Annotated in this window: 16 protein-coding genes; 13 read left to right on the forward strand and 3 right to left on the reverse strand. The window is 60.2% G+C overall.

What is annotated here, in order from left to right; genetic code table 11:
* Positions 1–100 precede the first annotated feature (100 nt).
* The 3 genes from dgcB to DBP26_RS11700 are packed head-to-tail and all read left to right on the forward strand — an operon-like array spanning position 101 to position 4,060.
* On the forward strand, positions 101–2,047 hold the full coding sequence (gene dgcB / locus DBP26_RS11690) for a dimethylglycine demethylation protein DgcB (protein ID WP_108237736.1): 1,947 nt from the start codon (positions 101–103) through the stop codon (positions 2,045–2,047).
* Positions 2,047–3,267, forward strand: a complete 1,221-nt coding sequence (locus DBP26_RS11695; RefSeq protein ID WP_108237737.1) for an electron transfer flavoprotein subunit alpha/FixB family protein — start codon at positions 2,047–2,049, stop codon at positions 3,265–3,267. Before dgcB ends, DBP26_RS11695 begins: the two co-directional genes overlap by 1 nt.
* Positions 3,257–4,060 carry an electron transfer flavoprotein subunit beta gene (locus DBP26_RS11700; protein ID WP_108237738.1) on the forward strand — a complete coding sequence of 268 codons (804 nt, stop codon included), beginning with the start codon at positions 3,257–3,259 and terminating at the stop codon, positions 4,058–4,060. Before DBP26_RS11695 ends, DBP26_RS11700 begins: the two co-directional genes overlap by 11 nt.
* Positions 4,061–4,943: 883 nt before the next feature.
* On the opposite strand, the gene gbcA is transcribed toward DBP26_RS11700, so the two are convergent.
* The gene (gene gbcA, locus DBP26_RS11705; RefSeq protein ID WP_108237739.1) at positions 4,944–6,242 is read right to left on the reverse strand and encodes a glycine-betaine demethylase subunit GbcA; all 1,299 of its coding nucleotides are present in this window, start codon (positions 6,240–6,242) and stop codon (positions 4,944–4,946) included.
* Positions 6,243–6,573: 331 nt separating this feature from the next.
* Here gbcA and gbcB point away from each other — a divergent pair, with 331 nt between their 5' ends.
* Positions 6,574–7,674, forward strand: coding sequence for a glycine-betaine demethylase subunit GbcB (gene gbcB / locus DBP26_RS11715; RefSeq protein WP_108237740.1), 1,101 nt, complete (start codon positions 6,574–6,576; stop codon positions 7,672–7,674).
* Positions 7,675–7,826: 152 nt separating this feature from the next.
* On the opposite strand, the gene DBP26_RS11720 is transcribed toward gbcB, so the two are convergent.
* Positions 7,827–9,452, reverse strand: coding sequence for a methyl-accepting chemotaxis protein (locus DBP26_RS11720; RefSeq protein WP_108237741.1), 1,626 nt, complete (start codon positions 9,450–9,452; stop codon positions 7,827–7,829).
* A gap of 321 nt (positions 9,453–9,773) precedes the next feature.
* On the opposite strand from DBP26_RS11720, the gene DBP26_RS11725 reads away from it, so the two are divergent.
* Positions 9,774–10,007 carry a hypothetical protein gene (locus DBP26_RS11725; RefSeq protein ID WP_108237742.1) on the forward strand — a complete coding sequence of 78 codons (234 nt, stop codon included), beginning with the start codon at positions 9,774–9,776 and terminating at the stop codon, positions 10,005–10,007.
* Positions 10,004–10,306, forward strand: a complete 303-nt coding sequence (locus tag DBP26_RS11730) for a cell division protein ZapA (RefSeq protein ID WP_108237743.1) — start codon at positions 10,004–10,006, stop codon at positions 10,304–10,306. Before DBP26_RS11725 ends, DBP26_RS11730 begins: the two co-directional genes overlap by 4 nt.
* A gap of 152 nt (positions 10,307–10,458) precedes the next feature.
* Here the strand turns inward: DBP26_RS11730 and DBP26_RS11735 are convergent, their stop codons facing one another.
* The gene (locus tag DBP26_RS11735; protein WP_108237744.1) at positions 10,459–11,499 is read right to left on the reverse strand and encodes a low specificity L-threonine aldolase; all 1,041 of its coding nucleotides are present in this window, start codon (positions 11,497–11,499) and stop codon (positions 10,459–10,461) included.
* Positions 11,500–11,579: 80 nt separating this feature from the next.
* Between DBP26_RS11735 and DBP26_RS11740 the strand changes: the two genes are divergently transcribed.
* The 7 genes from DBP26_RS11740 to soxG all read left to right on the forward strand — a co-directional run bounded on the left by DBP26_RS11740 (position 11,580) and on the right by soxG (position 20,834).
* Positions 11,580–12,344, forward strand: a complete 765-nt coding sequence (locus tag DBP26_RS11740) for a TraX family protein (protein WP_108237745.1) — start codon at positions 11,580–11,582, stop codon at positions 12,342–12,344.
* A 259-nt stretch (positions 12,345–12,603) separates the two neighbouring features.
* Positions 12,604–13,821: an alanine transaminase gene (gene alaC, locus DBP26_RS11745; protein WP_108237746.1), complete on the forward strand. Its 1,218-nt coding sequence runs from the start codon at positions 12,604–12,606 to the stop codon at positions 13,819–13,821.
* A 350-nt stretch (positions 13,822–14,171) separates the two neighbouring features.
* Positions 14,172–15,425: a serine hydroxymethyltransferase gene (glyA, locus tag DBP26_RS11750; RefSeq protein ID WP_108237747.1), complete on the forward strand. Its 1,254-nt coding sequence runs from the start codon at positions 14,172–14,174 to the stop codon at positions 15,423–15,425.
* Positions 15,426–15,440: 15 nt separating this feature from the next.
* Positions 15,441–16,691 (forward strand): sarcosine oxidase subunit beta family protein, encoded by a 1,251-nt coding sequence (locus DBP26_RS11755; RefSeq protein ID WP_108237748.1) that lies wholly within the window; start codon positions 15,441–15,443, stop codon positions 16,689–16,691.
* A gap of 21 nt (positions 16,692–16,712) precedes the next feature.
* Entirely contained in the window at positions 16,713–17,027 is a 315-nt protein-coding gene (locus tag DBP26_RS11760) for a sarcosine oxidase subunit delta (RefSeq protein WP_108237749.1), read from the forward strand.
* Positions 17,024–20,044 carry a sarcosine oxidase subunit alpha gene (locus DBP26_RS11765; RefSeq protein ID WP_108237750.1) on the forward strand — a complete coding sequence of 1,007 codons (3,021 nt, stop codon included), beginning with the start codon at positions 17,024–17,026 and terminating at the stop codon, positions 20,042–20,044. The genes DBP26_RS11760 and DBP26_RS11765 overlap by 4 nt, the downstream gene beginning before the upstream one ends.
* A 157-nt stretch (positions 20,045–20,201) precedes the next feature.
* Positions 20,202–20,834: a sarcosine oxidase subunit gamma family protein gene (soxG, locus tag DBP26_RS11770; protein ID WP_108237751.1), complete on the forward strand. Its 633-nt coding sequence runs from the start codon at positions 20,202–20,204 to the stop codon at positions 20,832–20,834.
* Positions 20,835–20,981 lie beyond the last annotated feature (147 nt).

The following is a 20,981-nucleotide window of genomic DNA, read 5'->3' on the forward strand; positions in this document are numbered from 1 at the left end:
GCGTCTGCGTTCGAAGCGACGCGGAGCGTCCCGGCGGCATTCCCACGCAGAGCGTGGGAACGATCATCGTGCTTGACCCTGAGTTCTGCGGGAGCTCCCCATGTTAAATACCCTTCTTCCCATCCTGCTGTTCGCCGCCTTGGGTCTTGCGATCCTCGGTGCTCTGCGGCGGGTGGCCCTATGGCGCAACGGGCGTGCGGCCAAGGTCGATCTGATCGGCGGCCTGCTGGCCATGCCCAAACGCTACATGGTCGATTTGCACCATGTGGTCGCGCGGGATAAATACATCGCCAACACCCACGTTGCGACGGCGGGCGGAGCGGTGGCCTCTATCGCACTGGCGATCCTGGTTCACGGTTTCGGCCTGCATAACCGCATCCTCGGTTATGCGCTGCTGTTGATGACCGCGGTGATGTTCGTCGGCGCGCTCTTCGTTTACAAACGTCGACTCAACCCGCCCGCCCGCCTGTCGAAAGGCCCCTGGATGCGCCTGCCGAAAAGCCTGTTGGCTTTTTCCGGTTCGTTCTTTCTGGTGACCTTGCCCGTTGCAGGCATCCTTCCGGAAAACTTCGGTGGCTGGCTACTGGCAATCATTCTTGGGATTGGCGTGTTGTGGGGTGTTTCCGAGCTGTTCTTCGGAATGACCTGGGGCGGACCGATGAAACACGCCTTCGCCGGCGCTCTTCATCTGGCTTGGCACCGCCGCGCCGAGCGCTTTGGCGGCGGCCGTTCCACGGGCCTCAAACCGCTGGATCTGGCAGACCCGAGCGCCCCTTTGGGCGTGGAAAAACCCAAGGACTTCACCTGGAACCAGTTGCTGGGCTTCGACGCCTGTGTGCAATGCGGTAAGTGCGAAGCGGCATGCCCGGCGTTTGCCGCAGGCCAACCGCTGAACCCGAAAAAACTGATTCAGGACATGGTCGTCGGACTGGCAGGTGGCACTGACGCGAAATTTGCCGGAAGCCCCTACCCAGGCAAGCCTGTCGGCGAGCATGGCGGCAATCCTCACCAACCCATCGTCAACGGGCTGGTCGATGCCGAAACGCTGTGGTCATGCACCACCTGCCGTGCCTGTGTCGAAGAGTGCCCGATGATGATCGAGCACGTGGACGCCATCGTCGACATGCGTCGTCACCTGACCCTTGAGAAAGGCGCGACGCCGAACAAGGGCGCCGAAGTGCTGGAAAACCTCATCGCCACCGATAACCCGGGCGGCTTTGCGCCTGGCGGGCGTTTGAACTGGGCGGCTGATCTGAACCTCAACTTGATGAGCGACAAGAAGAGCACCGACGTGCTGTTCTGGGTGGGTGACGGTGCGTTCGACATGCGCAACCAACGCACCCTGCGCGCGTTCGTCAAAGTACTGAAAGCCGCTAAAGTCGACTTCGCCGTATTGGGCCTGGAAGAGCGCGACAGCGGCGACGTGGCACGTCGTCTGGGCGATGAAGCCACTTTCCAGATGCTTGCCAAACGCAACATTCAAACGCTGTCCAAATACACCTTCAACCGTATCGTCACCTGCGACCCGCACAGCTTCCATGTGCTGAAAAACGAATACGGCGCTTTCGACGGCAACTACCTCGTGCAGCACCACAGCGCTTACATGTCGGAACTGATCGGTGACGGCGCGCTAAGCCTTGGTCAGCACAAAGGCTCCAGCGTGACCTACCACGACCCGTGCTATCTGGGCCGCTATAACGGCGAGTACGAGGCACCGCGCCAGGTACTCAAGGCGTTGGGCATTGAGGTCAAGGAAATGCAGCGCTCTGGTTTCCGCTCTCGCTGCTGCGGTGGCGGTGGCGGTGCGCCGATCACCGACATTCCGGGCAAACAACGTATCCCTGACATGCGCATGGAAGACATCCGCGAAACCGGCGCCGAGCTAGTGGCCGTGGGTTGTCCACAATGCACGGCGATGCTGGAAGGCGTGGTCGAGCCAAGACCGATGATCAAGGACCTCGCCGAACTGGTCGCCGATGCGTTGGTAGAAGATGCAGCGCCGACCAAACCGGCACCCGTCAAACGTGAACCTGCGGAGGCGCACTGATGAGCGACATTATCCGCCGTGACCCTCGAGCCGAGTGGATTGCCCGCAACCGGCTTCATCCCTTGCACGCTGCGATGCAGCCCGCGCAAAGCAGTTGGATGGGGCCGAATGGCATCATTCGCAAGAATGTGCACGGCATTGGGTTCATCGGGCCCAACGGCATCAAGCGCATCGACCGCAGTGGCGCGCAACAAGGTGGCACCACCAAGCGCTCAGCGTCGGTTGAAGCACAATTGCCGCTTCATCACATCGCCGAGCCTGCCTTCTATATCGCCGTCGTGCCGGACATGGTCGGGGGCCGCCTGAGCAGCCACGACCGCGATCTGTTGGGCCTGGCTCACAGACTGGCAGGGAACGATGGCGCAGTGCTGGCGGTGGTCTTTGGCGAGCATAAGGAAAACGCGTTCGACACGGCAGGCGTTGACCGGCTGCTGGTGCTGGACGGTGTTGAATTCGCCGGTTATGCACCCGAGCAACGCGTCCAGGGCTTACGCGCTGTGGATAACCAGTTCGATCCACGTCACTGGTTGCTGCCTGACAGTCGCACCGGTGGTGGCGAGTTGGGGCGTCGGTTCGCTGCCAGCTTGGGCGAACGCCCGGCGACGCGTGTCTGGCAGGTCAAGGACGAACAAGCTACAGGTCGCGCAGGTGCAGGGCGTGAAGACATCGCCCGTCCGGTTTCACGCCTGATTCTGGCCGCTGCCGAGTGCGCCGATCCGGTCAGCGAGACCCGCCATGAAGCGATACCGGTTGAGTTGTCCACAACCATCGCCCGCAGCCTGCCTCGCATTGAGGACCTTGGGGCCGTGGCGGTCGATCCGGCACTTATCCCCATGGCTGAAGCGGAGTTCATTTTCTCTGGTGGCAATGGGGTCAAAGACTGGGACCTGTTTCACCGTACGGCCGCCGCGCTCGGTGCCACCGAAGGCGCCTCCCGCGTGGCGGTGGACGATGGCTTCATGACCCGTGACCGTCAGGTCGGTGCGTCCGGCACCTGGGTCACGGCCCGGGTCTATGTGGCGGTCGGTATCTCGGGGGCGATCCAGCACCTGCAAGGCATCGGTGCTTGCGACAAAGTGGTGGCCATCAACCTCGATCCCACCTGCGACATGATCAAGCGTGCCGACTTGTCAGTGATCGGCGAAAGCGCTGAGATTCTCAACGCGCTGATTGAGGCGATCGAGGCCTACCGTAATGAGGCGAAACGCGATGCAGCCTGAAAAGAACCTCTCTGTGGATAAAAGCTCCTTGCACGCGATCAGCCTCGTTTCCATCGGCGCGCACCCGACCTCGGGTCGTCCGCGCCGCGCCGAGCAAGATGCACGAGCCGTCGAGTTGGGGCTCAGATTGGCTGGGGATAACTTGCACGTCCTCCACGCGGGTAACGCCGACGAGCCAGCGTTGCGTGCCTACCTCGGTATGGGTTTGAAAGAGCTGCATGTGCTCGACCAGCCCCAAGGCGCCGACGCACTGCCAGGCTTGGCCGACTACATCCGCGAATCCGGCGTTCAACTGGTGCTCGCGGGCACTCAGGCCGAAACCGGAGAAGGCTCAGGCATGTTGCCTTACCTGTTGGCCGAAAAACTCGGCTGGCCGCTGGTTGTGGGCCTGGCTGAAGTGGAGTCCATCAGCAACGGCTCCGCCCAAGTGCTGCAAGCCTTGCCACGCGGCCAACGCCGCCGCCTCAAAGTCCGTCTGCCGTTTCTCGCCACTGTGGATAACGCCGCGCCCAAGCCTCGCCAGAGCGCTTTTGGCCCGGCGCAGCGCGGAACGTTGGATGTGGAACAGATCGAAGTCACCATCGACGAGTTATTCACAGGCGCCGAACTCACCCCGGCCAAACCGCGTCCGAAGCGCCTGAAAGTCATCAAGGCGAAGAGTGGTGCGGACCGGATGAAGGCTGCGACGGCGAAGGCCAGTGGTGGCGGTGGGCAGGTGCTCAAGGGCGTGAGTCCACAGGAAGGCGCTGCGGCGATTTTGAAGTTGTTGGTGGAGGAGGGGGTGGTTCGTTAAGCGCTTCTTCATCAAGCGTAAAGGCGCCCCTGCTCCCTGTGGCGCCGTTGAATGCTCCTCGTCTGATTTCGAAGGTGGCGAGTTTAGGGCCCTTCCAGAAACGACGTTGTCGGACGATTCTCATCTGTCAGCCCTATCGCCTGTCCACATACCCCCAATCTTTGTTGATCTGCCTGTGGATAAGCTGTTCGGCCATCTCCGAACACCTTACTGTCCGGGCTCTGCAGGCCTTTGTTTAAAAAGTGACCAAGCTATCCCACGGTTTTCGAAGGCTTTTTCGCTACAACTGCCCTGAGCGGTCATGGTATTTGCCCACAATGTCTGTGAGCGCCCGTGTGTATAAGTTGTTCGCTACGTTCTGAAAGGCCCATTGCGAGCGGCTTGCAGAGATTTGATCACTATTTAATCGATCCGGTATTTTTTTGGCGAACTGGAATTTATTCCTGCTGCGTACGAATTTTTTCCACAGCCTTAGGCAAGAACCTTTGAGTTGCACACAATCTCTGTTGGCGGCTCTGTGGATAAGGTGTTTGCGGTCTGCTTCAGCCCTTATATGACGAGGGCTGCGGAGAGTTGGTTAAAAGATGATCAAGGGTTTTTGATTTACGTCGGGGTGAATAAGTCTAGGCTTTGCCAGGCTTTTACACGGGATCGGATCGAGTTTCACACCCTAGCTGTGGGCTGAGCTGTGCGTAAGTTATGTCTACACGCCAAGGAGAGGCATCCGCAGGGATGTGAATGAAGATTGAGCGTTTTTTGCTCAAGGTCTAGGTGCCGCTCCAAAACGCATCGCGGGCAAGCGCGCTTCCACAGTGGACTCGCCCACCTGTAGGAGCGTGCTTGCCCGCGATGACGTCGGTACAAGCGCGATCGATTTGAAGCCTTACTCGTGGTTAACCGCCACACCCTTCAAGTACGGCGCAGGCTCGGCTCCCATGTTCTCCAGCAGTTTGGCGCTGTACCAGTCGATGAAATTGACCACGCCGAATTCATAGGTCTTCGAGTACGGGCCAGGCTGGTAGGCAATGGAGTTGATGCCCCGCTGGTTTTCTTCGGCCAGCAGACGGTCCTGGTCGTTGGTGGCGTCCCAGACTTCGCGCAAGCGCGCGATGTCGTAGTCCACGCCTTCGACGGCGTCCTTGTGCACCAGCCATTTGGTGGTGACCATGGTCTCTTGGGCGCTGATTGGCCAGACGGTGAACACGATGACGTGGTCGCCCATGCAGTGGTTCCAAGAGTGCGGCAGGTGCAGGATGCGCATCGAGCCCAAGTCCGGGTTCTGGATGCGGCCCATGAGTTTCTTGCTGCCTTGCTTGCCGTCCATGGTCATGGAAACGGTGCCTTTGAGCAGTGGCATGCGCACGATGCGGTTACGCAGGCCGAAACTCTTGTGCAGGTAAGGGATTTTCTCGGCTTCCCACGCGGCGGCGGATTCGGCCACATGGTCCTTGAATTTCTGGTCGGCGCGCGGATCGTTGGTGTCGTCCCACTCCAACAGCGTGTTCAGCAGTTCAGGGTGCGAGCCGCTGCAGTGGTAGCACTCGCGGTTGTTTTCGATCACCAGCTTCCAGTTGGCTTTTTCCATCAAGGTGGTTTGCACCGCCACCTTGGTGTTTTCCATGTCGTACGGTTCCATGTAGTGATTGAGCGTCTGCAGGAACTCGTCGATGGCTGGCGGGTTTTCCGCGAGGCTGATGAAGATGTAGCCGCCAGAAACCTTGCAGTGCACCGGCTTGAGGCTGAAGTCCTTCATGTCGAAGTCGGCGCCCATTTCGGTACCCGCGTACAGCAGACGACCGTCGAGCTCGTAGGTCCACTGGTGGTATGGGCACACCAGTTTGGCGACCTTGCCTTTTTCTTTGGTGCACAGGCGCGAGCCGCGGTGGCGGCACACGTTGTGGAACGCGTTGATCGAGCCGTCCGGCTTGCGAACGACGAGGATCGGGTTCTTGCCAACTTGCAGGGTCAGGAAGTTGCCCTTGGCCGGAATTTCGCTGGTCATGCCCGCGATGAGCCATTCCTTCTGGAAGATTTCCTGCATGTCGATTTCAAACAGGCGGTCATCGTTGTAGAAAGGCTGTGGCAGCGAGTAGGTGCGCTCGCGGGTCTGAAGCATCTCGGCGGTTGCCTTGCGTGCAGGTTCCAGCGGATCGCCCAGGCTCAGCGTTGCGGTGACGTCCATCGTTCAAGTCCTCAGACCGCGCTTTCAGCGATCTAGAAATGTGGCTAATACGGTTGTGTTGTGTTGCTGGCACGCGAGGCGACCTTCACGCTGTCGCTCATGTTTATGGGTGTAAATAATGTGTCTCGATTTAGCCGCGAGTGTGGAGCCGGGCGCGACGTGAACCTTATCCATGGGCGACATGGCCGAATCCGTTTCCGACTACGTAAGCCCTATAGATCGGGGCTGGTCGCCATAAGTATGTGAATGTCGCTGATAGGTAAATAGGCGTCCTGTGCGTTACGCAGAATCGCCACCATAAGAGGCCGACAGGCGGCCGTGGAGAGTAAGCATGTCCCAGAGTTTCCTAAATCCGGTCAACACGCAGACCTGGGCCAATGGCCGTCACGTGGTGAGGGTCGTCAAAGTGATCCAGGAAACCTGGGACGTTCGCACCTTCTGCTTCATGGCTGACCAGCCGATCCTGTTTTTCTTCAAGCCGGGCCAATTCGTCACCCTGGAGCTGGAAATCGAAGGCGTGCCGGTCATGCGCTCCTACACCATTTCCAGCTCGCCATCGGTGCCGTACAGCTTTTCGGTCACCATCAAGCGTGTACCAGGCGGCAAGGTCTCCAACTGGCTGCACGACAACCTGCACGAAGGCCAAGAGCTGGCGGTGCATGGGCCGGTCGGGCTGTTCAATGCCATCGACTTCCCGAATCCGAAAATTCTTTACCTGAGCGGCGGCGTTGGGATCACGCCCGTCATGTCGATGGCCCGCTGGTATTACGACACCAACGCAAACGTCGACATGGTTTTCGTGCACAGCTCCCGCTCGCCCAAGGACATCATCTATCATCGCGAGCTCGAGCAGATGGCGTCGCGGATCAACAACTTCTCACTGCACATCGTCTGTGAGAAACACGGGCTGGGTGAGCCGTGGGCCGGCTACCGCGGCTACCTCAATCAGAAAATGCTGGAATTGATGGCGCCCGACTTCATGGACCGTGAAGTCTTCTGCTGCGGCCCGACACCCTATATGAACGCCGTGAAGCGCCTGCTTGAGGCCAACGGCTTCAACATGGCCCAGTATCACGAGGAGTCTTTTGGGGCGACCCCGCCAGAGGCCCGTGCCGACGCCGTCGAACAGGCCGAGCAGGCCGCCGAAGCGCCGGAAGTCGATGTGGCGGAATTGCATCAGGTGGAGTTCACCGACACCGGCAAGAGTATCCGCGTCGCACCGGGCGAAACCGTGCACGCTGCTGCGGCCAAGTTGGGCCTGATGATCCCGAAAGCCTGTGGCATGGGCATTTGCGGGACGTGCAAAGTCATGAAACTGAGCGGCGAAGTGGAGATGGAGCACAACGGCGGCATCACCGATGACGATGTGGAAGAGGGTTACATCCTGTCGTGCTGCAGTGTGCCGAAAGGGGATGTTCGGATCGAGTATTGAGATTGAACGCATGACCTTGTAGGTGCGCTTACCCGCGATGGCGGTGTGTCTGTGGCAAATCTGTTGCCTGACACTCCGCCATCGCGGGCAAGCGCGCTCCTACGGGTTGATATTCGCGGGCAAGCGCGGTCTTACAGGGCGATGTCCGCGGCTTACAACCTGAACCGCGCGACCATCCCGTTCAAATCCACCGCCAGGCGAGACAACTCGTTGCTGGCCGCGCTGGTCTGGTTGGCGCCGGTCGCCGACTGAGTGGACAGGTCGCGGATGTTGACCAGGTTGCGGTCCACCTCACGCGCTACTTGTGCCTGTTCCTCGGCTGCGCTGGCGATGACCAGGTTGCGTTCGTTGATTTCCACCACCGCGCTGTTGATGGTGTCCAGCGCAACCCCTGCGCCTTTGGCGATATTCAGCGTCGACTCCGCGCGCTCTGTGCTGTTGCGCATGGAGTTCACGGCTTGCTCCGTGCCGCCTTGAATGCTGCCAATCATGCGCTCGATTTCGCTCGTCGACTGCTGGGTGCGATGAGCCAAGGCACGCACTTCGTCTGCTACGACGGCAAACCCGCGTCCGGCTTCACCTGCCCGGGCCGCTTCGATGGCGGCGTTGAGGGCCAGCAGGTTGGTTTGGTCGGCCAGGCCGCGGATCACGTCCAGCACCTTGCCGATATCACGGGACTCGTCGGCCAGGTTACCGATCAGCGTCGCGGTGCCCTGAACGTCACTGCTCATTCGCACGATGGCACTGACAGTCTCCTGAACCAGATCACGCCCGTCGCTGGCGGAAGCGGTAGCGTTTTTCGAGGCTTCAGACGTGCTTACGGCGTTGCGGGCGACTTCCTCCACAGCGCTGGTCATCTGATTGACTGCGGTCGCGGCCTGCTCAATTTCATTGTTCTGCTGCGACAGGCCACGCGCGCTTTCGTCGGTGACAGCGTTCAACTCTTCGGCGGCTGAGGCCAGTTGCGAAGCGGAGCCCGAGATTCTTTGCAGGGTGTCGCGCAATCTGGATTGCATCTTCAACATGGCTGCCAGCAGTCGGCCCGCTTCGTCCGTGCCGTCGGCATGGATGGTTCGGCTGAGGTCGCCCTCGGCAATCTCTTCAGCGGCGTGCAGCGCCGAAGCGATAGGGCGGGTAATGCTCTGGGTGAGCAGCCAGGCGAACAGCAAGGTCAGCAGCGTGGCGACGATCAGCAGAGTGACGACCATGGTGATTGCGGTGGAATACTGATCGGAAGCCGTCCGTTTGGCATCATTGAGTTGCTGGGTATTGATGTCCACCAGTTTCGCCAGGACGGTGTTCATCTGGTCGGAGTTGGTCTGCAAGTCGTTGTTGAGCAGTTTGGCCAACTCATCCAGCTTGCTGGCGCCACTGAGCGATTTCATGCGCTCTTCAAGCTGGCGGTAGTCATTCAGCAATTTTATGTATTGATCATAAGTCGCTTGTTCTTCTGGCGAGGCAATCAATTTGACGTAGATAGACCGTGCCTCCTCGATCTGGCGATTGCGCATGGCCAGCAATTCGAGGGTTTTCTGCTGCGTATCCGCTTCGCGATTGAGCATGAGGCGGTATGACAGTACTCGCAGGCGAATGCTGGCTTCGGTCAGCTTATCCAGTGCCTTGATGCTCGGCATGCTGTTGGAGGTTATGGTTTCGGTGGCATCGTTGATTTTGCTCATTTGCGACAGCGCAAAGATGCCGAGCGCCAGCATCAACAGGCCAATGATGGAGAAGCCCAGAAAAGCGCGGGGCGCGATATTCATATTGCGAAGGGACATGACGGTTCCTGAGAAAGCCGCGATCCGTGCGTGCAGAGAGGGAAGTGAATAAGGAATGCCTGCCTTATCGGTCAGGCCGCGCAACACTTGAACTCTTTGGTGAGGCCTGCGCGCTTATGCCGCAGTCGGTCCGACCTGACGAACAGCAGGAACAACAGGGGCAAATCGTAGTCAATCGGGTCCGTTATGCGTTTGCGCAATTGAAGTGAAAGATGTGCTTTTTCTGGTCGGTGTTGTGGCGTGAGTGCCCTGATTTCACTGGTAGCTGGAGTGACTTTTCTTTATCGTACGCGCCCTTTGAAATTTGCCTGGAAAATCAAAATGTTGGAAGCATCCCTCAGCCAATTGGAAAAGCTTGTCAGTGACCTGGTACAGCAAAATCAGGAGCTGCAGAACACGAACGCTCAACTGGCCCAAGAGTTGAAACACGCCAGGGATGAAAACGACAGCCTGCAGTTGAGCTTGCTGGAGCAGGAAGAAAAGCAGGGCGCTACGGCCGCCCGCATCCAGGCGTTGGTTGACCGGGCCACCAGCGCCAGCGCGGTCAATGCATGATCAACGACCGCGACACCACCAAGGTCATATCCATTCTTGGCAACGATTACACGATCAAGGCGCCGACAGGTCAGGAGCAGACGCTGATGGACGCCGTGGTGTTGCTCAAATCCGCATTGTCGGAAACCAAGCGCAACTACCCGACCCTGATCGGTGACCGTCTGCTGGTACTGGCCGCGTTGAACCTGTGCTCGAAACAGATCGAACTCAACCAGCAGCATGCGGCTGAGTTGAGCCGGTATGAGCAGCAGGTCAGTGCAACGGTCGAGGTGATCGAGAAGACCATCGCCCAAGGGTGAATGCGTTGCTCACCTACAGGCGCGCTCACCTGCGGCGGCCGTGTTTCAGGCGATGAATGGGGTGGATTCACCACCGCCGTCGCAGGCAAGCGCGCTCCTACAGGTCGCGGGCAAGCGCGTTCCTGCAAGGGGGGGAGGGGGCACTTCTGTTCTCAGGCGCCCATCACCAAGCGGATATCCGCAGCCAATTCTCGTACGCGAGCCACTTCGGTGTCCCACGAGCACATGAACCGCGCGCCGCCGCGGCCGATGAAGGTGTAGAAGCGCCAGCCCCGGGTAGTCAGCGCGGCGATGGCTGCTTCCGACAATTGCAGGAACACGCCGTTGGCCTGCACCGGGAACATCAGTTCCACACCCGGGATGTCCTTGACCAACTCTGCCAGCAGTTGCGCGCACCCATTAGCGTGACTGGCGTGTTTGAGCCAAGCGTCGTTTTCCAGCAGTCCGACCCACGGTGCTGACAGAAAGCGCATCTTCGACGCCAACTGGCCGGCCTGCTTGCAGCGGTAATCGAAGTCTTCCGCCAGGTTTCGATTGAAAAACAGAATCGCCTCGCCCACCGCCATCCCGTTCTTCGTGCCACCGAAGCACAGCACGTCGACGCCTGATTTCCAGGTCAATTCAGCAGGCGTGCAGCCCAGGTAGGCACAGGCGTTGGCGAAACGCGCGCCGTCCATGTGCAGGTTCAGGCCTAGCTCCTTGCAGGTGTCGCTGATGGCTTTGAGCTCTTGCGGCACATAGACGCTGCCGACTTCCGTGGCTTGAGTCAGGGTCACGACCCGAGGTTTGGGGTAGTGGATGTCCGCGCGCTTGAGCGCAACTTCGCGAATCGAAGCGGGTGTCAGCTTGCCATTCTCACTGCGGGCGGTCAGCAGCTTCGACCCGTTGGAGAAGAACTCCGGCGCGCCGCATTCATCGGTTTCGACGTGGGCCGTTTCGGAGCAGATGACACTGTGGTAACTCTGGCACAAGGACGACAGGGCCAGCGAGTTGGCCGCCGTGCCGTTGAAGGCGAAGAACACTTCGCAGTCGGTCTCGAATAGCTGCCGGAATTGATCGGCGGCGCGTGCTGTCCATTGGTCGTCGCCATAGGCGCGTTGGTGTCCATGGTTGGCTTGTTCCATCGCCGTCCAGGCTTCCGGGCAGATGCCCGAGTAGTTGTCACTGGCAAACTGCTGGCTTTGGTCTGACATGGCCGGTTCCTTGTAATCGAAGGCTGGGACTGTAACCAAGAACGAACGGTTTGGTCATGCATTCTTGCGTCAGAACATTTATGAAAACAGTCGAGGAGCAAAACAGTGTGGTAAGCGAGGCATCGTCCGCGATTGGCCCGGTACGCGACAGGGCACTGGATCTGCTCAAGTGGCTGGCGGTGCTGACCATGGTCATGGACCATTTGCGGTATGTCGGTTGGCAGGCGAACTGGCTCTACGTACCGGGACGTCTGGCGTTTGCTTGGTTTTGCCTGGCAATTGCGATGAACGTCGGACGAGGTTCGACAGGTGCCCGCGTGAGTTGGAAATACCTGACATGGCTCGCAGTTTTTTCCGTGCTTGCAGAGTTTCCATATCGGCTGTTCATGGCGGACGAGGTGACCACATTCAATGTTCTGCCCACCTTGGCGTTGGGTTTGCTGGTCGCACAGGGCGCCATTGCCCGTTCGTGGCAGGCGCGGTTGTTGGGGCTTCTGGCGTTGGTCACGGGCGTGGTGTTTGCGCCGCAACTGATGTTCGGTGCGTTCGGCGTGTTGCTGCCCACTGCTTTTCTGCTGGTGTTGCGTGGCTCGTTGTGGCTGGCGGTGGTCCCTGGGGTGGTGTGCCTGTTGAGCAACGAGTGGCCGAAGATCATCGACGGCATGCTCTGGGGCGACCCGATAGCCATCGGTGCGTTGGTCAGCTGTTTACTCGGACCGGCGTTGGGGCTGGCTTTGTTGCGATGGCGACCTGCATTCGGGGTCTGGCCAATGCGCAGGTGGGCCTACCTGATTTATCCGCTGCATTTCCTGATGTTGTACGCCCTGCGAGCGCTGATCCTGTAGGAGCGCGCTTGCCCGCGATGACAATGTGTCAGGCGACAAATTCGTCACGGGCACTCCGCGATTCGCGGGCAAGCGCGCTCCTACAAGACTGAAGAAAGCTGGACTGCTCCAAGGGATGTGTGATGTCGGATTCGTGCGACGACAGCGGATAAATCGCTGTAGACAAACCGCCATCACGGCCCTTATCTTCCGCACAGGCCACCGCAGTGGCCAGCGTCGCTCGGACGGTTCCGGGCGCTTACGTCTTCTAGAGGCTCTCATGGCTGACCAAGGTTCGCCGCGCCGCTTTGCGCGCATCGATCGACTCCCCCCTTACGTGTTCAACATCACCGCCGAGCTGAAAATGGCCGCTCGCCGTCGTGGTGAAGACATCATCGACCTGAGCATGGGCAACCCCGATGGGGCAACGCCGCCGCACATCGTCGAGAAGCTGGTCACTGTCGCCCAACGTGAAGACACTCACGGCTACTCGACTTCGCGTGGCATTCCACGTCTGCGTCGGGCGATTTCCAGTTGGTACAAAACCCGCTACGAGGTCGACATCGATCCCGAAAGCGAAGCCATCGTCACCATCGGCTCGAAAGAGGGCCTGGCGCACCTGATGCTCGCCACCCTCGATCAAGGCGACACGGTGTTGGTGCCGAACCCCAGCTACCCCATTCACATCTATGGCGCCGTGATCGCCGGGGCGCAGGTGCGTTCTGTACCACTGATTCCGGGCGTGGACTTCTTCGCCGAACTGGAAAAGGCCATTCGCGGCTCGATTCCCAAGCCGAAGATGATGATTCTGGGCTTCCCGTCCAACCCGACCGCGCAGTGCGTGGAGCTGGACTTCTTCGAGCGCGTGGTTGCGCTGGCCAAACAGTACGACGTGTTGGTGGTTCACGACTTGGCCTACGCCGACATCGTCTACGACGGCTGGAAAGCCCCGTCGATCATGCAAGTGCCGGGCGCCAAGGACATTGCGGTCGAGTTCTTCACCCTGTCCAAGAGCTACAACATGGCCGGCTGGCGGATCGGCTTCATGGTCGGCAATCCGGAACTGGTCAACGCATTGGCACGGATCAAGAGCTATCACGACTACGGCACCTTCACCCCGCTGCAAGTGGCGGCCATCGCGGCGCTGGAAGGCGATCAACAATGCGTGCTCGACATCGCCGAGCAATACCGCCAGCGCCGCAATGTGCTGGTCAAGGGCCTGCACGAACTGGGCTGGATGGTGGAAAACCCGAAAGCGTCGATGTACGTATGGGCCAAGATTCCAGAGGCCTATGCGCACTTAGGGTCGCTGGAATTCGCCAAGAAGTTGCTCGCCGAAGCCAAAGTGTGTGTCTCGCCGGGTGTCGGTTTCGGCGAATACGGCGACGACCACGTGCGCTTTGCGCTGATCGAGAACCAGGACCGGATTCGTCAGGCAGTGCGCGGTATTCGCGGAATGTTCAGGGCCGACGGATTGCTGCCAGGCAAACCGGTCTGATTGCGACATCGCCTCCTCTAAAAATCCCCGGCCCAGCCCGGGGATTTTTTGTTTGAAACTGATCGTTCCCACGCTCCGCGTGGTAACGCCGTCTCGGGCGCTCTGCGCCCTCTACCGCAGTGACGCAGAGCGTCACGAGATGCATTCCCACGCGGAGCGTGGGAACGATCAAAAAGGGTGTCGTAATCGCGCATCTGCCGGTCTCTCCAAACCCATGTCGTAAACGCGCCTTTGCGTGGCGTGCGTAGGCATCTGGTCTGTTTGCGTCAGCCCTAGTATCGCCATCAAAGAGCGATTCAAACGCTCTGACTCGACAACTCAGGCGCCGCGCCGCCGCTGGGAGAACCGCGATGTTCAGCAAGCAAGACCAAATCCAGGGTTATGACGATGCACTGTTGGCGGCAATGAATGCCGAAGAGCAGCGTCAGGAAGATCACATCGAGCTGATCGCCTCGGAAAACTACACCAGCAAACGCGTGATGCAGGCTCAGGGCAGCGGCCTGACCAACAAATACGCCGAGGGGTATCCGGGCAAGCGTTACTACGGCGGCTGTGAATACGTTGACAAGGTCGAGCAACTGGCCATCGAGCGTGCCAAGCAATTGTTCGGCGCCGACTATGCCAACGTGCAGCCACACTCCGGTTCGTCCGCCAACAGCGCCGTTTACCTGGCTCTGCTGCAAGCCGGCGACACCATTCTGGGCATGAGCCTGGCCCACGGCGGCCACTTGACCCACGGCGCCAAGGTGTCGTCCTCGGGCAAGCTCTACAACGCTGTTCAGTACGGCATCGACACCACCACCGGCCTGATCGATTACGACGAAGTCGAGCGTCTGGCAGTCGAGCACAAGCCGAAAATGATTGTCGCCGGTTTCTCGGCCTATTCGAAAACCCTCGACTTCCCTCGCTTCCGCCAGATCGCTGACAAAGTCGGCGCGCTGCTGTTCGTCGACATGGCGCACGTGGCCGGTCTGGTCGCTGCTGGTCTGTACCCGAACCCGCTGCCGTACGCCGATGTGGTCACCACCACGACCCACAAGACCCTGCGCGGTCCACGGGGCGGTCTGATCCTGGCCAAGTCCAACGAAGAAATCGAAAAGAAACTGAACGCCGCCGTATTCCCTGGCGCTCAAGGCGGCCCGCTGATGCACGTCATTGCCGCCAAGGCTGTCTGCTTTAAGGAAGCGCTGGAGCCAGGTTTCAAAGCTTATCAACAGCAGGTCATCGAGAACGCCCAGGCCATGGCTCAGGTGTTCATCGATCGCGGTTACGACGTTGTCTCGGGCGGTACCGACAACCACCTGTTTCTGGTCAGTCTGATCCGTCAGGGCTTGACCGGTAAAGATGCCGACGCCGCACTGGGCCGTTCGCACATCACCGTCAATAAGAACGCCGTACCCAACGACCCACAGTCGCCATTCGTGACCTCGGGTCTGCGCATCGGCACCCCGGCCGTTACCACTCGCGGCTTCAAAGTTACCCAATGCGTCACGCTGGCAGGCTGGATCTGCGACATTCTCGACAACCTCGGCGATGCCGATGTCGAGGCCAATGTTGCGAGCCAGGTCGCCGCGCTGTGCGCCGATTTCCCGGTTTACCGCTGAGTCAGGAGTCGCACCATGCAGCATTACTCGGGCTTCGGCCTCTTCAAACACTCCCTCAGCCACCACGAAAACTGGCAACGCATGTGGCGCACGCCGACCCCTAAGAAGGTGTACGACGTGGTCATCGTTGGCGGCGGCGGTCACGGTCTGGCGACCGCGTATTACCTGGCCAAAGAGCACGGTATCACTAACGTGGCCGTGGTCGAGAAAGGCTGGCTGGGGGGCGGCAACACCGCCCGTAACACCACCATCGTGCGTTCCAATTACCTGTGGGACGAATCGGCCCATCTGTACGAACACGCGATGAAACTGTGGGAAGGCCTGTCGCAGGATCTGAACTACAACGTCATGTTCTCCCAGCGCGGGGTGTACAACCTGTGCCACACCCTGCAAGACATGCGTGATTCCGAGCGTCGTGTCAGCGCCAACCGCCTGAATGGCGTCGATGGCGAGCTGCTGAACGCCAAACAGGTCGCTGAAGAAATTCCTTACCTGGACTGCTCGAAGAACACCCGGTATCCAATTATCGGCGCGACGGTTCAACGTCGTGGCGGTGTTGCGCGTCACGACGCGGTGGCCTGGGGCTTCGCCCGTGCCGCTGATGCGTTGGGCGTGGACTTGATCCAGCAGACTGAAGTCATCGGGTTCCGCAAGGAAAATGGCGTTTGCGTCGGCGTTGAAACCAACAAAGGTTTCATCGGCGCCAAGCGCGTCGGTGTGGTGACGGCGGGTAACTCTGGTCACATGGCCAAACTCGCGGGCTTCCGCTTGCCGGTCGAATCGCATCCGCTGCAGGCACTGGTGTCCGAGCCGATCAAACCGATCATCGACAGCGTCATCATGTCCAACGCCGTTCACGGTTACATCAGCCAGTCCGACAAGGGCGACCTGGTAATCGGCGCCGGGATCGACGGCTGGGTCGGCTATGGCCAACGCGGCTCGTACCCCGTGATCGAGCACACCATCCAGGCCATCGTCGAGATGTTCCCGGTCCTGTCCCGCGTGCGCATGAACCGCCAGTGGGGCGGCATCGTCGACACCACGCCGGACGCATGCCCGATCATCTCCAAGACGCCCGTTCCGAACATGTTCTTCAACTGCGGTTGGGGCACCGGTGGCTTCAAGGCCACGCCAGGTTCGGGCAACGTCTTCGCCGCGAGCCTGGCAAAAGGCGAGATGCACCCATTGGCCAAACCGTTCTCAATCGACCGTTTCCACAACGGCGCGCTCATCGACGAGCACGGCGCCGCTGCGGTCGCGCACTAACCACTTACAGGAGAAATCCCGATGCTGCACATCTTCTGTCCTCACTGTGGCGAACTGCGCTCCGAAGAGGAATTCCACTCGTCCGGCCAGGCGCACATTCCGCGTCCATTGGACCCGGCCGCCTGCACCGACGAACAGTGGGGCGACTACATGTTCTTCCGCGACAACCCGCGCGGCCTGCACCACGAGCTGTGGATTCATGCGGCCGGTTGCCGTCAGTACTTCAACGCCACGCGTGACACCGTGACTTACGAAATTCTCGAAACCTATCTGATTGGCACCAAACCGCAATTTGTGAACCCGGTGCCCGCGGTCGGAAAGGGAGATAAAGCATGAGCCAGTCCAATCGTCTGCCCAATGGCGGCCGTATCGACCGCAGCAAGGTCCTGAACTTCAACTTCAACGGCCAGACGTATCAAGGCTTCGAAGGCGATAGCCTGGCATCGGCCTTGCTGGCCAACGGCGTCGACATCATCGGTCGCAGCTTCAAGTACTCGCGTCCTCGCGGCATTTTCGCAGCGGGCGCCGAAGAGCCGAACGCTGTACTGCAAATCGGCGCGACTGAAGCGACCCAGATTCCAAACGTTCGCGCCACCCAGCAGGCACTGTACGCTGGGCTTGTCGCCACCAGCACCAATGGCTGGCCGAGCGTGAACACCGATGTGATGGGGATTCTCGGGAAAGTCGGCGGCAAACTGATGCCGCCGGGCTTCTACTACAAAACCTTCATGTACCCCCAATCGTTCTGGATGACCTACGAGAAATACATTCGTAAGGCCGCAGGTCTCGGCCGTTCGCCGACCGAGAACGATCCAGACACCTACGACAACATGAACCACCACGCCGACGTGCTGGTGGTGGGTGCCGGCCCTGCAGGCCTGGCGGCGGCGCTGGCTGCTGCGCGCAGCGGTGCTCGTGTGATCATCGCTGACGAACAGGAAGAGTTCGGTGGCAGCCTTCTGGACAGCCGCGAGAGCCTCGACGGCAAGCCTGCCGCCGAGTGGGTTGCGACCGTCGTTGCCGAGCTCAAGGGGTTGGCTAACGTGACCCTGCTGCCACGGGCCACGGTGAACGGCTATCACGACCACAACTTCCTGACCATTCATGAGCGTCTGACCGATCACCTCGGCGATCGCGCCCCGATCGGTCAGGTGCGTCAGCGGATGCACCGCGTTCGCGCCAAGCGCGTCGTGCTGGCCACCGGCACCCACGAGCGTCCGCTGGTTTACGCAAACAACGACGTGCCGGGCAACATGCTGGCCGGTGCCGTTTCGGTTTATGTCCGCCGTTACGGTGTGGCCCCAGGCAAGAAGCTGGTGCTGTCGACCAATAACGACTACGCCTATCGTGTGGCCCTGGACTGGCTCGACGCCGGTTTGCAAGTGGTCGCCGTTGCGGACGCTCGCCACAATCCACGGGGCGCGTTGGTCGAAGAGGCGCGTGCCAAAGGCATTCGTATCCTCACCGGCAGCGCTGTGATCGAGGCCCGGGGCAGCAAGCGCGTCAGTGGTGCCCGCGTGGCGGCCATCGACGTCAAGGCACACAAAGTGACCAGCCCCGGCGAATGGCTTGATTGCGACCTGATCGCCAGCTCCGGCGGTTACAGCCCGGTCGTTCACTTGGCGTCCCATTTGGGCGGCAAACCGATCTGGCGAGAGGATATCCTGGGTTTTGTACCGGGCGAGGCGCCGCAGAAGCGCGTGTGCGTAGGTGGCGTGAACGGTGTGTACGCCCTCGGCGATGCGCTGGCTGACGGCTTCGAGGGCGGTGTTCGCGCATCCACCGAAGCGGGCTTTCAACCTGTGGAAGGCGTGATTCCGAAAGCGCTGAGCCGCGTGGAAGAACCCACGCTGGCCATGTTCCAGGTACCGCACGAGAAGGGCACGTCCCGAGCGCCGAAGCAATTCGTCGATTTGCAGAACGACGTCACTGCGGCCGCCATCGAACTGGCGACCCGTGAAGGCTTTGAATCGGTCGAGCACGTCAAGCGCTACACCGCACTGGGCTTCGGTACCGATCAGGGCAAACTGGGTAACGTCAACGGTCTGGCCATCGCGGCCCGTTCGCTGAACGTGTCCATCCCGGAGATGGGCACCACCATGTTCCGCCCGAACTACACGCCGGTAACGTTCGGCGCGGTGGCCGGTCGTCACTGTGGCCATATCTTCGAGCCTGTGCGCTTCACCGCGCTGCACGCCTGGCACGTCAAGAACGGCGCCGAATTCGAAGATGTGGGTCAGTGGAAACGTCCTTGGTACTTCCCGAAAGCGGGCGAGGACATCCATGCTGCCGTCCGCCGCGAATGCAAAGCCGTGCGTGACAGCGTCGGCCTGCTGGACGCCTCGACCCTCGGCAAAATCGACATCCAAGGCCCTGATGCGCGCGAGTTCCTGAACCGCATCTACACCAACGCCTGGACCAAACTGGACGTGGGCAAGGCGCGTTACGGCCTGATGTGTAAAGAAGACGGGATGGTCTTCGACGACGGTGTCACCGCCTGCGTCGCCGACAACCACTTCATCATGACCACCACCACTGGCGGCGCGGCTCGCGTCCTGCAGTGGCTGGAGATCTATCAGCAGACCGAGTGGCCAGATCTGAAGGTCTACTTCACGTCGGTGACCGACCACTACGCGACCCTGACTTTGTCGGGCCCGAATAGCCGCAAGCTGCTCAGCGAAGTGACCGACATCGATCTGGACCGCGAAGCTTTCCCGTTCATGACCTGGAAAGAAGGGCTCGTGGCCGGGGTGCCGGCCCGTGTGTTCCGTATCTCGTTTACCGGTGAACTGTCCTACGAGGTGAACATCCAGGCCGACTACGCGATGGGCGTTCTGGAAAAAATCGCCGAGGCGGGCAAGAAGTACAACCTGACCCCGTACGGCACTGAAACCATGCACGTTCTGCGTGCCGAGAAAGGCTTCATTATCGTGGGCCAGGACACCGATGGCTCAATGACGCCCGATGACCTGAACATGGGCTGGTGCGTGGGTCGGACCAAGCCGTTCTCGTGGATTGGTCAGCGCGGCATGGCACGCGAAGACTGTGTGCGGGAAGATCGCAAGCAACTGGTCGGCCTCAAACCGATCGATCCGAACAAATGGCTGCCGGAAGGCGCGCAGTTGGTGTTCGATCCCAAGCAGTCGATCCCGATGACCATGGTCGGCCACGTGACGTCGAGCTACGCGGCGAACTCGCTGGGTTATTCGTTCGCCATGGGTGTGGTCAAGGGCGGTCTGAAGCGCATGGGCGAACGGGTGTTCTCGCCACAAGCGGACGGCAGCGTCATCGAGGCGGAGATCGTGTCCTCGGTGTTCTTCGATCCGAAGGGTGACCGGCAGAACGTGGAGTAAAAGCGGATATCAGCCCGCTCCACGGTCCCGACCTGTAGGAGCGCGCTTGCCCGCGATGGCGTCATACCATCCGGCATTGATGTCGATTGACACACCGCCATCGCGGGCAAGCGCGCTCCTACAGGGCCGATACAACAGAATCCAAGACAGGTGCTTTATGACCACAGCCAACGTTTACCAACAGCGGCCATCGACCGACGTCAAAGCCGAGTCGCCACTGTTTCACGCCGACCTGAAAAGCCTGGTCGGCAAAGGCCGCACTAACCCCGGTGTGGTGCTGCGCGAGAAAAAACTGCTGGGCCACCTGACCCTTCGTGGCGATGCCCATGATCCGGCGTTCGCTGCCGGGGTACACAAAGCGCTGGGCATGGAACTGCCCGCCGCGTTGACGCTGGTGTCCAGCGGCCAAAGCTCGATTCAATGGATGGGGCCGGACGAATGGCTGCTGATCGTGCCGACCGGCGAGGAGTTCGCCACCGAGCAGAAGCTGCGCGAAGCGCTGGCGGGGCTGCACATTCAGGTCGTGAACGTTTCCGGTGGCCAGTCGTTGCTGGAGCTGACGGGGCCGAACGTGCGTGATGTGCTGATGAAGTCCACCAGCTACGACGTACACCCCAGCAACTTCCCCGTGGGCAAAGCGGTGGGCACTGTCTTCGCCAAGTCGCAACTGGTGATTCGCCGTACCGGCGAAGAGACCTGGGAACTGGTCATCCGCCGCAGCTTCGCCGATTACTGGTGGTTGTGGCTGCAGGATGCGAGCGCCGAATACGGTCTCGGTATCGCTGCCTGACCCTGTAGGAGCGCGCTTGCCCGCGATTACCGGTGACGCAGTCTGCCTGATTCGCCGCGGCGGCCCAATCGCGGGCAAGCGCGCTCCTACAGCGAATTTTGATCGTGCCCACGCTCCGCGTGGGCACGCATCCCGGGACGCTCTGCG

This window comes from Pseudomonas sp. RIT409 (genome assembly GCF_003052515.2).
Lineage (GTDB): Bacteria > Pseudomonadota > Gammaproteobacteria > Pseudomonadales > Pseudomonadaceae > Aquipseudomonas.

Bases quoted from the DNA above. Each gene is read 5' to 3' on its own strand.
- dgcB (WP_108237736.1), top strand. From the start codon at position 101: ATGTTAAATACCCTTCTTCCCATCCTGCTGTTCGCCGCCTTGGGTCTT.
- DBP26_RS11695 (WP_108237737.1), top strand. From the start codon at position 2,047: ATGAGCGACATTATCCGCCGTGACCCTCGAGCCGAGTGGATTGCCCGC.
- DBP26_RS11700 (WP_108237738.1), top strand. From the start codon at position 3,257: ATGCAGCCTGAAAAGAACCTCTCTGTGGATAAAAGCTCCTTGCACGCG.
- gbcA (WP_108237739.1), bottom strand. From the start codon at position 6,242: ATGGACGTCACCGCAACGCTGAGCCTGGGCGATCCGCTGGAACCTGCA.
- gbcB (WP_108237740.1), top strand. From the start codon at position 6,574: ATGTCCCAGAGTTTCCTAAATCCGGTCAACACGCAGACCTGGGCCAAT.
- DBP26_RS11720 (WP_108237741.1), bottom strand. From the start codon at position 9,452: ATGTCCCTTCGCAATATGAATATCGCGCCCCGCGCTTTTCTGGGCTTC.
- DBP26_RS11725 (WP_108237742.1), top strand. From the start codon at position 9,774: ATGTTGGAAGCATCCCTCAGCCAATTGGAAAAGCTTGTCAGTGACCTG.
- DBP26_RS11730 (WP_108237743.1), top strand. From the start codon at position 10,004: ATGATCAACGACCGCGACACCACCAAGGTCATATCCATTCTTGGCAAC.
- DBP26_RS11735 (WP_108237744.1), bottom strand. From the start codon at position 11,499: ATGTCAGACCAAAGCCAGCAGTTTGCCAGTGACAACTACTCGGGCATC.
- DBP26_RS11740 (WP_108237745.1), top strand. From the start codon at position 11,580: ATGAAAACAGTCGAGGAGCAAAACAGTGTGGTAAGCGAGGCATCGTCC.
- alaC (WP_108237746.1), top strand. From the start codon at position 12,604: ATGGCTGACCAAGGTTCGCCGCGCCGCTTTGCGCGCATCGATCGACTC.
- glyA (WP_108237747.1), top strand. From the start codon at position 14,172: ATGTTCAGCAAGCAAGACCAAATCCAGGGTTATGACGATGCACTGTTG.
- DBP26_RS11755 (WP_108237748.1), top strand. From the start codon at position 15,441: ATGCAGCATTACTCGGGCTTCGGCCTCTTCAAACACTCCCTCAGCCAC.
- DBP26_RS11760 (WP_108237749.1), top strand. From the start codon at position 16,713: ATGCTGCACATCTTCTGTCCTCACTGTGGCGAACTGCGCTCCGAAGAG.
- DBP26_RS11765 (WP_108237750.1), top strand. From the start codon at position 17,024: ATGAGCCAGTCCAATCGTCTGCCCAATGGCGGCCGTATCGACCGCAGC.
- soxG (WP_108237751.1), top strand. From the start codon at position 20,202: ATGACCACAGCCAACGTTTACCAACAGCGGCCATCGACCGACGTCAAA.